This window comes from Gordonia sp. PS3 (assembly GCF_041950545.1).
GTDB classification, from domain to species: Bacteria; Actinomycetota; Actinomycetes; order Mycobacteriales; family Mycobacteriaceae; genus Gordonia; species Gordonia sihwensis.
This window is the reverse complement of record NZ_CP169524.1, coordinates 1,205,872-1,219,654: the sequence shown is the minus strand read 5'-3', so window position 1 is coordinate 1,219,654 and position 13,783 is coordinate 1,205,872. Positions and strand designations below refer to the sequence as shown.

12 protein-coding genes and 2 tRNA genes are annotated in these 13,783 nt (G+C 66.9%); 4 read left to right on the top strand and 10 right to left on the bottom strand.

The annotated features are described in order from the left end of the window. Positions 1–11: 11 nt before the first annotated feature. Both ACE11G_RS05610 and ACE11G_RS05605 read left to right on the top strand, forming a co-directional pair. Positions 12–2,195, top strand: a complete 2,184-nt coding sequence (locus ACE11G_RS05610; protein WP_006895956.1) for an RNA degradosome polyphosphate kinase — start codon at positions 12–14, stop codon at positions 2,193–2,195. After that, entirely contained in the window at positions 2,195–3,100 is a 906-nt protein-coding gene (locus ACE11G_RS05605) for an NUDIX hydrolase (protein WP_006895955.1), read from the top strand. The genes ACE11G_RS05610 and ACE11G_RS05605 overlap by 1 nt, the downstream gene beginning before the upstream one ends. Positions 3,101–3,185: 85 nt before the next feature. Here the strand turns inward: ACE11G_RS05605 and ACE11G_RS05600 are convergent, their stop codons facing one another. The 3 genes from ACE11G_RS05600 to leuC form a co-directional block, all read right to left on the bottom strand. After that, positions 3,186–3,929 carry an HU family DNA-binding protein gene (locus ACE11G_RS05600; RefSeq protein ID WP_375003910.1) on the bottom strand — a complete coding sequence of 248 codons (744 nt, stop codon included), beginning with the start codon at positions 3,927–3,929 and terminating at the stop codon, positions 3,186–3,188. Positions 3,930–4,112: 183 nt separating this feature from the next. Continuing rightward, positions 4,113–4,703, bottom strand: a complete 591-nt coding sequence (gene leuD, locus ACE11G_RS05595; protein WP_006895953.1) for a 3-isopropylmalate dehydratase small subunit — start codon at positions 4,701–4,703, stop codon at positions 4,113–4,115. A gap of 37 nt (positions 4,704–4,740) precedes the next feature. After that, the gene (leuC, locus tag ACE11G_RS05590; RefSeq protein ID WP_006895952.1) at positions 4,741–6,177 is read right to left on the bottom strand and encodes a 3-isopropylmalate dehydratase large subunit; all 1,437 of its coding nucleotides are present in this window, start codon (positions 6,175–6,177) and stop codon (positions 4,741–4,743) included. 135 nt (positions 6,178–6,312) lie between these two features. Here leuC and ACE11G_RS05585 point away from each other — a divergent pair, with 135 nt between their 5' ends. Together ACE11G_RS05585 and ACE11G_RS05580 are read left to right on the top strand one after the other, a co-directional pair. Next, positions 6,313–7,032 (top strand): IclR family transcriptional regulator, encoded by a 720-nt coding sequence (locus ACE11G_RS05585; protein ID WP_039867175.1) that lies wholly within the window; start codon positions 6,313–6,315, stop codon positions 7,030–7,032. Positions 7,033–7,075: 43 nt separating this feature from the next. Then, a complete protein-coding gene (locus tag ACE11G_RS05580) occupies positions 7,076–7,576 on the top strand; it encodes a pyridoxamine 5'-phosphate oxidase family protein (RefSeq protein ID WP_375003909.1) in 501 nt (166 codons plus the stop codon). Here ACE11G_RS05580 and ACE11G_RS05575 read toward each other — a convergent pair. The 7 genes from ACE11G_RS05575 to gltX all read right to left on the bottom strand — a co-directional run bounded on the left by ACE11G_RS05575 (position 7,558) and on the right by gltX (position 13,774). Beyond that, positions 7,558–8,310, bottom strand: a complete 753-nt coding sequence (locus ACE11G_RS05575; RefSeq protein WP_006895949.1) for a MerR family transcriptional regulator — start codon at positions 8,308–8,310, stop codon at positions 7,558–7,560. The genes ACE11G_RS05580 and ACE11G_RS05575 overlap by 19 nt on opposite strands. A gap of 9 nt (positions 8,311–8,319) precedes the next feature. Beyond that, positions 8,320–9,888 carry an NAD(P)/FAD-dependent oxidoreductase gene (locus tag ACE11G_RS05570; RefSeq protein WP_222111531.1) on the bottom strand — a complete coding sequence of 523 codons (1,569 nt, stop codon included), beginning with the start codon at positions 9,886–9,888 and terminating at the stop codon, positions 8,320–8,322. Between the two features lie 12 nt (positions 9,889–9,900). Beyond that, the gene (locus ACE11G_RS05565; protein WP_039867238.1) at positions 9,901–10,824 is read right to left on the bottom strand and encodes a reductase; all 924 of its coding nucleotides are present in this window, start codon (positions 10,822–10,824) and stop codon (positions 9,901–9,903) included. Between the two features lie 36 nt (positions 10,825–10,860). After that, positions 10,861–11,718 (bottom strand): SDR family NAD(P)-dependent oxidoreductase, encoded by an 858-nt coding sequence (locus ACE11G_RS05560; protein WP_197078093.1) that lies wholly within the window; start codon positions 11,716–11,718, stop codon positions 10,861–10,863. Between the two features lie 218 nt (positions 11,719–11,936). After that, a tRNA-Glu gene (locus tag ACE11G_RS05555) sits at positions 11,937–12,009 on the bottom strand. A 54-nt stretch (positions 12,010–12,063) separates the two neighbouring features. Then, positions 12,064–12,135: transfer RNA gene (locus tag ACE11G_RS05550), tRNA-Gln, on the bottom strand. A gap of 139 nt (positions 12,136–12,274) precedes the next feature. Continuing rightward, complete coding sequence (gene gltX, locus ACE11G_RS05545; protein WP_375003908.1) at positions 12,275–13,774, bottom strand: glutamate--tRNA ligase; 1,500 nt, start codon at positions 13,772–13,774, stop codon at positions 12,275–12,277. Positions 13,775–13,783: the final 9 nt, after the last annotated feature.

The window sequence follows — 13,783 nt, the reverse complement described above, 5'->3', positions numbered from 1 at the left end:
ACAATTGACGCGTGAGTGCCACGGAAGAGATCGAGAACGAGTCCCAGACCGCCCTGCCCGCCGCACTGCCGGCCGAGACCGTGGATCCCGACGAAGCGGCGGACCTGCCGGCCGACCGGTACTTCAACCGTGAGCTGAGCTGGCTCGACTTCAACTCTCGCGTCCTCGCACTGGCCGAGGACGTCTCCCGCCCGCTGCTGGAGCGCGCCAAGTTCCTGGCCATCTTCGCGTCGAATCTCGACGAGTTCTTCATGGTGCGCGTCGCGGGCCTCAAGCGCCGCGACGAGACCGGCCTCTCGGTGCGCTCGGCGGACGGCCGTTCCCCGCGCGAGCAACTGCATATGATCGCTGTCCGCACCCAGAAGATCGCCGACCGGCATGCGCGCGTCTTCCGTGACTCGGTGCTCCCGGCACTCTCCGGCGAGAACATCAAGATCATCGGCTGGGACGATCTCACGGCCGCCGAGCGGGTGCGGATGCAGACGCACTTCCACAACGAACTGTTCCCGATCCTGACCCCGCTGGCCGTCGATCCGGCGCATCCGTTCCCCTACATCTCGGGTCTGAGCCTGAACCTCGCGGTGACGGTGAAGGACCGCGCCGAGGGCGGCGAGCACTTCGCGCGTGTGAAGGTGCCCGACAACGTCAACCGGTTCGTCCGGGTCGACCGTCTCGTCCAGCCGCAGGGCCCCGACGACGGGCCGCGCACCGCGCTCTTCCTGCCCGTGGAGAATCTGATCGCGGCCAATCTGCCGGAACTGTTCCCCGGCATGGAGATCGTGGAGCACCACGTCTTCCGGGTCACGCGCAACGCCGACTTCGAGGTCGACGAGGACCGTGACGAGGACCTGCTCCAGGCGCTCGAACGCGAACTGGCGCGCAGGCGGTTCGGTTCACCGGTCCGGCTCGAGGTCGGCGACGACATGACCGAGCACATGCTCGAACTCCTGCTCCGCGAGTTGGACGTCGACCCGGGCGACGTCATCCAAGTGCCTGGACTGCTCGATCTGACCTGTCTCTGGCAGATCTACGGGATCGACCGGCCGCAGTTGAAGGAGCGTCCGTTCGTGCCGGCCACCCACCCGGCGTTCGGTGAGCGGGAGACGCCGAAGAGCATCTTCTCGACCCTGCGCGACGGCGACGTGCTGGTGCATCACCCCTACGACTCGTTCTCCACCAGCGTCCAGCGATTCATCGAGCAGGCGGCCGCCGATCCGCACGTGCTGGCCATCAAGCAGACCCTGTACCGCACCTCGGGCGACTCGCCCATCGTCAACGCGCTGATCGACGCCGCGGCCGCGGGCAAACAGGTGGTGGCGCTGGTGGAACTCAAGGCACGGTTCGACGAACAGGCCAACATCCGCTGGGCGCGCACTCTGGAACAGGCCGGGGTGCACGTCGTCTACGGGCTCGTCGGTCTCAAGACGCATTGCAAGACCTGCCTGGTGATCCGTCGCGAGGGCTCGACCCTTCGCCGCTACTGCCACATCGGCACGGGCAACTACAACCCGAAGACGGCACGGCTGTACGAAGACGTCGGTCTGTTCACCGCCGCACCGGAGATCGGCTCGGACCTCACCGACCTGTTCAACACGCTCACCGGCTACTCGCGCAAGCAGGAGTACCGGAATCTGCTGGTGGCGCCCCACGGCATCCGCACCGGCATCATCGAGCGGATCGAGGGCGAGATCGCGGCCCACCGGTCCGGAGATCCGGGGGCACTCATCCGGCTCAAGGCCAACGCGCTGGTCGACGAGCAGGTGATCGACGCGCTGTACCGGGCCTCACAGGCGGGCGTTCGCGTCGACGTGGTGGTGCGGGGCATCTGCGCGTTGCGACCGGGTGTGGAGGGACTCAGCGAGAACATCGTCGTCCGGTCGATTCTCGGCGAGTTCCTGGAGCATTCACGGATCCTGCAGTTCGGTGCCCAGAACGAGTACTGGATCGGCAGCGCCGACATGATGCACCGCAACCTCGATCGACGTGTCGAGGTGATGGTGCAGGTCCGTGACCGCAGGCTGGCCGCCGATCTGGAGGACATCTTCGAGTCGGCGCTCGATCCCCGGACCCGCTGCTGGGAACTGCAGCCGGACGGCACCTGGCGGGCCCAGCCGGCGGCCGGTGAGCAGGTCCGCGACCACCAGCGACAGATGATGACCCGTCAACGCCACCACGCCGACCCGACTGGATCCTGATGAGCCGGCCGACCCGTACCGTGTGGGCCGGAGGCGGCGTCCTCTGGAAGCCGAGCAAGTCGGCCGGCGTGAAGGTGGCGCTGGTTCACCGGCGGCGCTACGACGACTGGTCGCTGCCCAAGGGAAAGGCCGAACGCGGCGAGATCCTGCCGGTGACGGCCGCGCGGGAACTCGTCGAAGAGACCGGCTACGAGGTGCGGTTGGGACACCGGCTGCGCACTGTCGGCTACCGTCTGGCCTCGGGGGTGCCGAAACGGGTCTCCTATTGGGCGGTGGAGGCCGTCGGCGGAGGGTTCCACGCCAACCGCGAATGCGACGATCTGAAGTGGCTTCCGGTTGCCGACGCGATCGACGCGGTCAGCTACGACGCCGATCGCGATGTGCTGCACACCTTCGCCTCCCGGCCGGTGCGAGAGCTGCACACACTGATCGTTCTCCGGCATGCGTCGGCGGGGAGCCGCAGGGACTTCACCGGCGACGATCGCCTGCGGCCGCTCGACACGTGCGGGGTGGCCCAGGCCGCGGCGATCCGTGAGCTGCTCCCCCTCTTCGGCGCGCACCGCCTGCACGCCGCCGACCGGACACGGTGCGTCGACACTCTCGCGCCGCTGGCCGAATCGCTGCGCACCGAGGTGAAGCTGGAACCCGCACTGTCGGAGGAGTCCTTCGAGGCGGCTCCGGACGAGGCCTACCGCAGGATTCGACGACTGGCGAGCAAGACCGGGTCGGTGCACGCGGTGTGCAGTCAGGGCGGAGTCATCGCACCGTTGCTGCACCGGTGGGCCGAGGCCGACGGTGTGGAGTTGCCCGAAGCGGACAACCGCAAGGGCAGCGTATGGGTGCTGACCACGCGCGACGGCGATCTCGTCGCCGCCGATCACATCCCCAGTCCGCTCGCCGACTGACACACCGGACGCACTTCGGCCCCCGTCCACATCGTGCGGACAGGGGCCGAAGTGCGCAATACCCTTTGGCGGCAGGTGGATTCGGTCAGTCGTCGGCGCCCTTCGTCGGTGCGGACTTCTTGGCGGCGGCCTTCTTCGCCGGAGCGGACTTCTTGGCCGCCGTCGTCTTCTTGGCAGCAGCGGTCTTCTTGGCTGTCGCCTTCTTCGCCGGTGCCGTCTTCTCGGCCGCGGCGCTCGTGGCCGTCGTACCCGCGCCGGCGGTCTTCGCCGGAGCCGTCTTCTTGGCCGCGGTCTTCTTCGCGGGCGCCTTCTTCGCGGCGGCGGTCTTCTTCGCCGGCGTTGTCTTCTTCGCGGCGGCCTTCGTGGCGGCCGTCTTCTTCGCGGCCGTGGTCTTCGTGGCCGTCGTCTTCTTGGCCGTCGTCTTCTTCGCCGCGGTGGTCTTCTTCGCCGCAGTGGTGGACTTAGCCGGTGCGGCCTTCTTGGCGGTTCCGGAACCGGCGGCCGGTGTCGCCGACGCGCGCTTCACCGCGGGCTGCCCCGACTTGAGCTTCTGCTTGCCGGAGACGATCGCCTTGAACTGAGCACCCGGCCGGAAGGCCGGGATCGACGTGGCCTTCACCTTCACCGTTTCTCCGGTGCGGGGATTGCGTGCCACGCGCGCTGCACGACGGCGCTTCTCGAAGACGCCGAAACCGGTGATCGTGACGCTCTCACCCTTGTTCACGGCGCGAACGATGGTGTCGATCGCCTGCTCGACGAAGTTGGTGGCTGTCTTCCTGTCCGCATCGAGTCTTTTGGTGAGTTCCTCGATGAGTTCTGCCTTGTTCATCCGTACCTCCGCAGGATTCACACTGGCCGGGCGTGCCAGCTAATCCACACGGTAAACGGATCGTGGCGCAAAATAAGCCAACCAGCGCAAATTCACATGAGAAGTTCGGCCGCAGAACGCAAGCCTCACGGCGAGCGTCGAAATCGATTCTCGCCGTGAGGCTTCAGCGCCCGCGATCGCAGGTCAGGGCAGGGTGGTCGGCTTGAACGACGGACGCCGCGACTCGTACTCGGCGATCGCATCCGTCTGGCGGAGGGTCAGCCCGATGTCGTCGAGTCCCTCCATCAGGCGCCAGCGCGTGTAATCGTCGATCTGCAGCGGCACCACGAGATCGCCCGCGGTGACGGTCTTGTCCTCCAGACTGACCGTCAGCTCCAGTCCCGGCTCGGCCTCGAGCCGCTTCCACAGCAGCTCGACGTCGGACTGGGCCACCTGTGCGGCCACCAGCCCGGCCTTGCCGGAATTGCCGCGGAAGATATCGGCGAAGCGCGACGAGATGACGACGCGGAAGCCGAAGTCCATGAGTGCCCAGACGGCGTGCTCACGCGAGGAGCCGGTGCCGAAATCCGGTCCGGCGACGAGCACCGACCCCTTGCTCCAGGGCTCGTTGTTGAGAATGAAGTCGGGGTCGCCTCGCCATCCGGCGAACAGGCCGTCCTCGAATCCGGTGCGTGTGACGCGCTTGAGGTAGACGGCGGGGATGATCTGATCGGTGTCGACGTTGCTGCGCTGCAACGGAACTCCGACACCGGTGTGGGTGATGAACGGTTCCATCGTGTTTGACTCCTAGTCAGGCCTTGGAGAGGCTCGGTCAGTCCAGATCGGCGGGGGCGGCGAGCGTGCCGCGCACGGCGGTCGCGGCGGCGACGGCCGGCGACACCAGATGCGTGCGGCCGCCCTTGCCCTGGCGACCCTCGAAGTTGCGGTTCGACGTCGACGCGCAGCGCTCGCCCGGCGAGAGCTGGTCCGGGTTCATTCCCAGGCACATCGAGCAACCCGCCATCCGCCATTCGGCGCCGGCTGCCTCGAAGATCTCGCCGAGTCCCTCCGCGTCGGCCTGCGCACGGACCTTCATGGAACCGGGCACCACCAGCATCCGCATTCCGTCGGCCACCTTGCGGCCCTTGAGGACCTCCGCGACCGCCCGCAGATCTTCGATGCGTCCGTTGGTGCAGGAGCCGACGAAGACGGTGTCGACCTTGACTTCGCGCAGCGGCATGCCGGGCGTCAAGTCCATGTACTCGAGCGCCCGAGCGGCCGCCTGCGCCTCGGTCTCGTCGGTGATGTCGGCCGGATCCGGCACGTTCGCCCCCAACGGCAGACCCTGGCCGGGGTTGGTCCCCCAGGTGACGAAGGGCGTCAGGGCGGAGGCGTCGATGTGGACCTCGCGGTCGAAGACCGCACCCTCGTCGGTCCGCAGCGAGTTCCAGTACTCCACGGCCGCATCCCAGTCGTCGCCGGTCGGTGCATGCGGACGGCCCTTGAGGAACTCGTAGGTCACCTCGTCCGGCGCGATCATGCCGGCCCGGGCACCCGCCTCGATCGACATGTTGCAGATCGTCATCCGGGCCTCCATCGAGAGCTTCTCGATCGCCGGACCGCGGTACTCCAGCACGTGTCCCTGTCCCCCGCCGGTGCCGATCTCCGCGATCACGGCCAGGATCAGATCCTTGCTCGTGACGCCGGGCGGCAGTTCGCCGTCGACGGTGATCGCCATCGTCTTGAACGGCCGCAGCGACAGCGTCTGGGTGGCCATCACATGCTCCACCTCGGAGGTGCCGATCCCCATCGCCAGCGCGCCGAAGGCGCCGTGAGTGGAGGTGTGGCTGTCGCCGCAGACGACGGTCATGCCGGGCTGGGTCAGTCCCAGCTGGGGACCGACGACGTGCACGATGCCCTGTTCCGCGTCGCCCATCGGGTAGAGGCGGACGCCGAACTCCTCGCAATTCTTGCGCAGCGTCTCCACCTGCAGGGCCGAGACCTGATCGGCGATCGGGCTGAAGATGTCGACGGTCGGGACGTTGTGGTCCTCGGTGGCGATGGTGAGGTCCGGTCGACGCAGCTTCCGGCCGGCCATCCGGAGGCCGTCGAAGGCCTGCGGACTGGTCACCTCGTGCACGAGGTGCAGGTCGATGTAGATCAGGTCGGGGTTGGTGTTGCCGCTCGCATCGGCCTCTCCCGGAACGACGACGTGGTCGTCCCAGACCTTCTCGGCCAGCGTGCGCGGATTTCCGGCGCTCTGCGTCATGAGCTCACTCGCATCTTCTAGTAGTTCCGCTTCGAGTCGGGAGACGCGACCGGGAGGTCCGGGCTGTGGACCACCTCGGCCGGGCCTGCGCCCCTCGACTTTCAATCTCAGTATTTGGACGGTTAATATCGTCCTATGGGAAAGGATAGCGGAATCGGCGTGCTGGACAAATCCGTGATGATTCTGCACACGGTGTCGGAGCAGCCGTGCAACTTGGGCGAGCTGTGCGACGCGACCGGGCTGCCCCGGGCCACCGCCCACCGGCTGGCCGTCGGGCTCGAAGTGCACCAGTTGGTCGCGCGCGACGACAGCGGCCGGTGGATTCCCGGTCCCACTCTCGGCAGGCTCGCCGCGACCGCCCGCGATACCGTCCGCGAAGCCGCTCTGATGGTGCTCCCCCGCCTGCAGGAGTCCACCGGCGAGTCGGTGCAGCTCTATCGCCGCGAGGGCGCCGATCGCGTCTGCATCGCGGCCGTGGAGCCGCCGACCGGTCTGCGCGACACCGTTCCGGAGGGCACGCGGCTGCCGATGTCCGCGGGCTCGGCGGCCAAGGTGCTCGCCGCCTGGTCCGATCCCGACACTCTCCGCAGTCTCCTCGCCGACGCCGTCTACTCCGAGCGGACGCTCGCCGAGATCCGCAGGCGAGGATGGGCGCAGAGCGTCGCCGAACGCGCTGCGGGCGTGGCGAGCATCTCCGCACCCGTGCGGGACGCCTCCGGCGCCGTCGTGGCCGCGGTGTCGGTGTCCGGACCCGTCGACCGGATGGGCCGCCGTCCCGGCGACCGGCTGGCCACCGACCTGGTGGCGGCCGCCGACGCCATCAGCGCGAAACTCAAGACACCGGCACAGATCTGAGTCGACCGCGGCAGCCCGACGGGCGAGACGATAACGTCGGATCATGGGAATCAACCAACGCGCGGCGATCGTCATGAGCGACGACGAGATCGAGGAATTCATCAACCGCCACCGGGTCGCCACTCTCGGAACGCACGGCGAGGACGCGATCCACCTCACCGCCATGTGGTACGGCGTGATCGACGGCGAGATCTGGTTCGAGACCAAGGCGAAGTCGCAGAAGGTGGTCAATCTCCGCCGCGACCCGCACGCGACGGTCCTGATCGAGGACGGCGACACCTACGACACTCTGCGCGGCGTCAGCATCGAAGGCACCGTCGAGGTCTACGACGACGCCGAGAGCTGCCTCAAGGTCGGCATCAGCGTGTGGGAGCGGTACACCGGGCCGTACAGCGACGATCTCCAGCCCGCCGTCGAAGCGATGATGAACAAGAGGGTCGCGGTGCGCCTGGTGCCGTCAAGGATCCGCTCGTGGGATCACCGGAAGCTGAACCTCCCGTCGATGCCCGTGGCGGGGTCGACGGCTCAGTGGCTCGACGACTGAGACTCGCGTTCCCCGGCCGCGTGCTGATGGACTCTGAGTTCGTGGTCGAGCGCTCCGTCGAGGCACCGGTCGAGGGTGGCGTGTGCATTCTGCGTACCGACCGCACGCATCGTCCCCAGCAGTGAGGCCGCCCAGGACGCCTCGTCCTGGTCGGCAGGCACCCATCCCGGGCCGCGCCTGCGGTCCACCTCTTCCCGTGCGGAGACCATCAGGATCTCGGCGGCCTCGGCGACCTTCTCGGCGAACCGACGGTGCACGTCGGCCAGCACCGTCAGTCGCATTCCCTGTTCGACGAGCCGCGCGAGATTGCGGAGGCTCCGAGGATCGCCGGTCTCATACGCCGCGCCGTCGGCGGTCTCCTCCAGCAGGCCCGCGCCGAGCAACGCCTGCACGTCTGCGTCGTCGACGGTTCCGAACAGACGCTCGAGCGCCGGGCGGTCGAACACGGTCCGTTCCGTACTCGCCCACGGCTCGTCGAGGATCTCGGTCAGTTCCAGAGCCTCGCCGACGAGTGCCCGCGGATTCGTCAGGAAGGTCGCGATGTGCTTGAGCGTGAACCCGTTGCGCAGCAGTTTGTCGATCGCGCGGAGTCTGCTCAGGTGCTTCTCCGTGTAGATCGCCACCCTGCCTCGACGCACCGGACGCGGCAGGAGGCCGTGCTCTTGATAGCCGCGGATGTTGCGGGTGGTGACCCCGGATATGCGAGCGAGGTCGTCGATCCGGTACTCGGTCATGCGCAGATGTTATCCGGCACCCACGGGTCGCCTCCGACCCCGCAGACCGGGATCGACCGCACGGGCGGCATCGGAGCCTCCGCCGCGGCCGCCCGCCATCTCGGCATCGGCGCCCCGCCCCGACGCGTGCACCAGGATTCGGTAGTCGCGTAGATCCACCCTGCGGAGCTGACGGACGTACTGGGTCGCGAATCCCGGATACATCGTCGCGTTGAAGCCGTCATCGGTGAGATACCAGCTCCGACAACCGGAGTTCCACGTGGTGGCGCCCAGCCGCCGCTGAATGTCGTCGTTGTAGGCCCGCTGGACGTCGGCCCGGACGTCGAGTGCCTTCCAGTCGGCCGCCAGCAGTCGCCCGATGGCGTCGGTGATGTATTCGATCTGGGCCTCCATGTACACCAACGCGGAGTTGTGGCCCGGGCCGGAGTTGGGTCCGAACGTGAAGAACAGATTGGGGTACCCCGACACCGCGACGCTCCGGTACGCGTACGCACCGCCTCGCCATTCGTCGGCGAGGACCCGTCCGTCCAGACCCGTCACCGGTATCGGCGTGCCCGCCTTCGCCACGTCGAACCCGGTCGCGAAGACGATGCAGTCGGCCTGGTGCTCGATACCCTCGACCGTCCGGATCCCCTGGGGTGCGATCCGGGCGATCGGCCAGGTGACCAGCTTGCAATTGTCCTGCTGAAGCGCCGAATAGTAGTCGGTGGTCATCAACAGCCGCTTGCAGCCGGCTGCGAAGTCCGGGGTGAGTTGGCGCCGGAGCCACGGGTCGGACACCTGCGACCGCAGGTACAGCTTGCTCGCCGCTTCCACCGCGCGGGTGAGCGGAGTGTTCCAGACCACGCCGAGCGCGATGGATTCGTGTCCCCAGAACCATGCCGAACGGACCAGCTTCTGGGCTCCGGGAATCGATCGGTATGCGGTCTTGGTCAGCCTGCCGGTCTTGACGTCGACGCGCGGCAGAACCCAGCCGGGGGTCCGCTGGAAGACCTTCACCGAAGCCGCCTGTTTCACCAACTCGGGCACGATCTGGACGGCGCTGGCCCCGGTGCCCACCACCGCCACCCGTTTGCCGGTGAAGTCGTAGTCGTGGTCCCATCGGGCACTGTGGATCCGATGACCTTCGTAGTCGTCTATTCCGCGGATGTCCGGGAACGAGGGATTGGCGAGCGGGCCGGACGCCAGGATCACCGACCGCGCCCGAACAGGTGCGAGGTGCTCGAAGGAGATCGTCCATTCACCCGAGGCCGCATCGTAGTCCAGGCCGCAGACGGTGTGCTCGAACCGGATGTGTTCGCGCACTCGGGCGGCGTCGGCCATCTCTTCGATGTAGTCGAGGATCTCGCGGCTGCCGGAATAGGTGTGCGACCACTCCGGATTGGGAGCGAAGCTGTACGAGTACAGCTGGGACGGAATATCGCACGCGGCACCGGGATAGGTGTTGTCGCGCCACGTCCCGCCGATCGCGGTGTCCCGTTCGAACACGACGAAGTCGTCGATGCCCTTGTCTTTGAGTCTGATCGCGGCGCCGATACCGGCGAATCCGGCTCCGATGACGGCCACTGAGAGTGTCATGGTGGTCTCCCGTCAGGCCGTGGGCTCGTAGGTCAACTCCCGCGACCACGTCGGTGTTCGCCGCACGAGCGACACGGGAATCCAGTTCGTCACCGTCACCAGCGAATCGGCGACCGCGTGATAGGCGACGTTGTCACGATTGGTCACCAGAGCGCCGTGTGTGGCGACGAAACGGAACATCGGCAGTCTGCGGGTGTACTCGCTGCGCCGCCCGACCGAGCGGTAGCGCTTCATCGCGCTGTAGAGACGTTGCTCGTCGACGCCCATCGCGACGATGTTGTCGCGCATCTTGTTCAGCAGCGGAAGGTATGTCAGCAGTCCGACGAGAAGAGAGGGCTGCGCCCATCCGCCGACGAAGTCGATCGTGCGCCGACGCAGACTGGCGTGGCCCAACATGTCCATCACCTCGAAATCCACTGCCAGGTGGCGTGATTCGTCGGAGTTGATCCGCTTGAACACCTCCTGCGCCACCGGGTCCTTCACCTCGTCGGTGATGAACTTGATGAGCGCACCGTCGAGCGCCACCTCCAGCATCGGAATCACCGTGCCCAGGAACGACAGCGACAGTCCGTCGGAGTAACGATCGAGCCAGTTGATCACCAGCTGAACGTTCACGTTGGGCGACGGGATCTCATCGTCGTCGAGCATCCCCCAGCGCCGCATCAGCGCCAGCTCGGCGTTCGCGTGCTTCTGTTCCTCCGCGTGGAAGTGCTCGTAGATGCTCTTGAGGGTGGCGTCGGGAGCCTTCTTCGCCATCGCCGCGAATCCGCGCGCACCGACGTTCTCGATCCACATCAGATCGGAGATGAACGGCTTGAGCTTCGCATGCAGTTCCGGCTCGATCAGTTCGGCACCCGGTGCGTCCCAGTCGATGTCGGCGAGCGCCCACTGCCGGTCTTTGATCTTCTGGAGCATGCTGTCGAAGTCCATGGCCATGGCCGGTCCTTTCGTTGGATGCGATGAGACTGTCGGTCAGGCGGCCGGCAGGAAGCGGCCCAGCACGCCGAGACCGCGGGCGTACGGGACGGGGAGAAAACGCTTGAGACGCCAGATCACGTTGGCGTCGAGTTGCGGGAGCACGTACAGCCGTCCGAGATCGTGGGCGTCCAGGGTCATGGCGGCGACGGACTGCGGCGAGGTTCCGGTCAGTTCCATCAGCCGGCCGGCCAGATTCTGTCCGGCCTCGGTGATCCGGCCGTCCCGCGCGACATTGGTCTTGACGAACGTCGGGCAGAGCACCGTGACTCCGACGCCCGACCCCGCGAGCTCGGCTGCGAGGGTCTCCGACAGCGACATGACGCCGGCTTTGGAGACGTTGTACGGCCCCATCGACGGTGCCGCGGCGAACCCCGCCGCGGACGCGACGTTGATGATTCCGCCGCGGCCGGCCGCGCGGAGCATGGGGGCGAAGAGTTCGCATCCGTGGATCACGCCCCAGAGATTGATTCCCAGCGCCCAGTCCCAGTCGTCGAGGCCCACCTGCCCCACCGGTTCGCCGCCGATTCCGACTCCGGCGTTGTTGACGACGAGTGTCGGCGCCCCGGAGAAGACATCGCAGACGACGGTCACCAGCGCCTCGACATCGGCCCGATCGGCCACATCGCATCGGACCGCGTGGGCGCTGCGGCCGGTCTCGGCGGCGATGAGCGCGACGGTCTCGGCGGCGCGCTCGGCGTCGATGTCGGCACAGACCACATCACCGCCCCGGCGGGCGAGTTCGAGTGCGAAGGCCCTCCCGATCCCGCTGCCCGCACCGGTGACGACCGCGTCGGCACCGACTGAGCGCGGGTCGCGGACCAGACGATGAAGAAGCCGGTCGACGCCGTACATCAGTGCGCCCCCGTCGCGCTGTCGAGGCTCCCCGAGCGCCGACCGGTGATTCCAGACACCGGATCCGGACCTGAGTGATTCGCGCAACTTCCCATCTCTGAACAACATCACCCACTGCGCCAGTTGTCAATGGCACAGTGAAGGATGGTGTATCGAGGACGCCGAAAGAGAAGACCCCCGGCCATGAATTCCACTTCATGACCGGGGGTCTTCTTCTGTAGCCCCGACGGGATTCGAACCCGCGCTACCGCCTTGAGAGGGCGGCGTCCTAGGCCGCTAGACGACGGGGCCCTAGAACAACTCTGTTGAATTGTGAGGCACACAGAATAACATCCGTGTACTTCGCTGGGGTACCAGGACTCGAACCTAGAATGGCTGAACCAGAATCAGCTGTGTTGCCAATTACACCATACCCCAAGGGTTTGAACCGGAATCCGTTGGGCTTGGCGCTGCCGTTCCGCTTTCCGGGCCGGGAAGAACAATACCAACAACACCCACCCTAAACACAAATCGGCTGGTCAGGGACCCATTCAGGGCGCCCGACCAGCCGAGGTGATCAGAGCGAAGCCGACAGTTCGCGCGCCTGGCGGAGTCGAGCCAGCGACTTCTCTCGCCCCAGCAACTCCATCGATTCGTACAGCGGCGGGCTCACCGCTGCACCGGTGACACCGACGCGCACGGGCCCGAAGGCCTTGCGCGGCTTGAGCTCCAGACCGTCGACGAGAGCCTCCTTGAGAGCCGACTCGAGGGCCGCGGTCTCCCAGAGATCTACCGCCTCGCACGCCGCGATCGCCGCGTCGAGCACACCGGTGGCCTCCCCGCCGAGGTTCTTCTTCACCGATTTCTCGTCGTAGGCGAAGTCATCGTCGGACACGAACAGGAATTTGATGAGATCCCACGCGTCGCCGAGCACTTGAATGCGCGTCTGGACGAGGTCGGCGATCACCGCCCACCGGTCGGCGTCGACCGGCCCGGACAACCGGCCCCCGTCGATCAGGAACTCCTGCAGTCGGTCGGCGAAGTCGGCGGAGTCGAGCCGGCGGATGTGCTCGGCATTGATGGAGTCGGCCTTCTTCTGGTCGAAGCGAGCGGGATTCGAATTCACGTTGCGGACGTCGAATGCCTCGACCATCTCGTCGAGCGTGAAGATGTCGTGGTCGGCGGAGATTCCCCACCCCAGCAGGGCCAGGTAGTTGAGCAGACCCTCGGGGATGAATCCCCGATCACGGTGGTGGAACAGACTCGACTCGGGGTCGCGCTTGGAGAGCTTCTTGTTGCCCTCACCCATGACGAAGGGCAGGTGCCCGAACTCGGGAACGCGGTCGGCCACGCCGAGTCTCATCAGTGCGCGGTACAGCGCGATCTGCCGGGGCGTCGACGGAAGGAGGTCTTCGCCGCGCAGGACGTGGGTGATCTTCATCATCGCGTCGTCCACCGGGTTCACCAGCGTGTACAGCGGATCGCCGATCTCGTCGTCCCCGCGGGCGGCGCGAGTGAGCGCGAAGTCGGGCACCGTCCCCGCCTTGATCGTGGTGGTGCCGCGAACCAGGTCGTCCCACGTCAGGTCCTCGTCGGGCATCCGCAGCCGGATCACCGGCTTGCGGCCCTGCGCACGGAACTCCGCGCGCTGCGCGTCGGTGAGATCACGGTCGAAGTTGTCGTAGCCGAGCTTGGGGTCGCGTCCGGCCGCCTTGTGCCGCGCCTCCACCTCCTCGTTGGTGGAGTAGGCCTCGTACGCCTCCCCCGCCTCGAGCAGCCGGGCGACCACATCGCGGTGAATCTGCTTACGCTCCGACTGCCGGTACGGTCCGTAGGGGCCGCCGACCTCGGGTCCCTCGTCCCACTCCAATCCGAGCCAGCGCAGGGCGTCGAGGATGGCGTCGTACGACTCCTGGCTGTCACGCGCCGCGTCGGTGTCCTCGATCCGGAAGACGAAGGTGCCGCCGACGTGACGCGCCTGAGCGAAGTTGAACAGCGCGGTCCGGGCGAGTCCGACGTGCGGAGTTCCGGTTGGGGAGGGACAGAAGCGGACGCGGACGTTCTCGGCACTGGTCATGGCCGTAAT

Coding starts and splice junctions, on each gene's coding strand:
- ACE11G_RS05605 (WP_006895955.1), top strand. CDS start 2,195: ATGAGCCGGCCGACCCGTACCGTGTGGGCCGGAGGCGGCGTCCTCTGG.
- ACE11G_RS05600 (WP_375003910.1), bottom strand. CDS start 3,929: ATGAACAAGGCAGAACTCATCGAGGAACTCACCAAAAGACTCGATGCG.
- leuD (WP_006895953.1), bottom strand. CDS start 4,703: ATGGAACCGTTCATCACCCACACCGGTGTCGGAGTTCCGTTGCAGCGC.
- leuC (WP_006895952.1), bottom strand. CDS start 6,177: ATGACGCAGAGCGCCGGAAATCCGCGCACGCTGGCCGAGAAGGTCTGG.
- ACE11G_RS05585 (WP_039867175.1), top strand. CDS start 6,313: ATGGGAAAGGATAGCGGAATCGGCGTGCTGGACAAATCCGTGATGATT.
- ACE11G_RS05580 (WP_375003909.1), top strand. CDS start 7,076: ATGGGAATCAACCAACGCGCGGCGATCGTCATGAGCGACGACGAGATC.
- ACE11G_RS05575 (WP_006895949.1), bottom strand. CDS start 8,310: ATGACCGAGTACCGGATCGACGACCTCGCTCGCATATCCGGGGTCACC.
- ACE11G_RS05570 (WP_222111531.1), bottom strand. CDS start 9,888: ATGACACTCTCAGTGGCCGTCATCGGAGCCGGATTCGCCGGTATCGGC.
- ACE11G_RS05565 (WP_039867238.1), bottom strand. CDS start 10,824: ATGGCCATGGACTTCGACAGCATGCTCCAGAAGATCAAAGACCGGCAG.
- ACE11G_RS05560 (WP_197078093.1), bottom strand. CDS start 11,718: ATGTACGGCGTCGACCGGCTTCTTCATCGTCTGGTCCGCGACCCGCGC.
- gltX (WP_375003908.1), bottom strand. CDS start 13,774: ATGACCAGTGCCGAGAACGTCCGCGTCCGCTTCTGTCCCTCCCCAACC.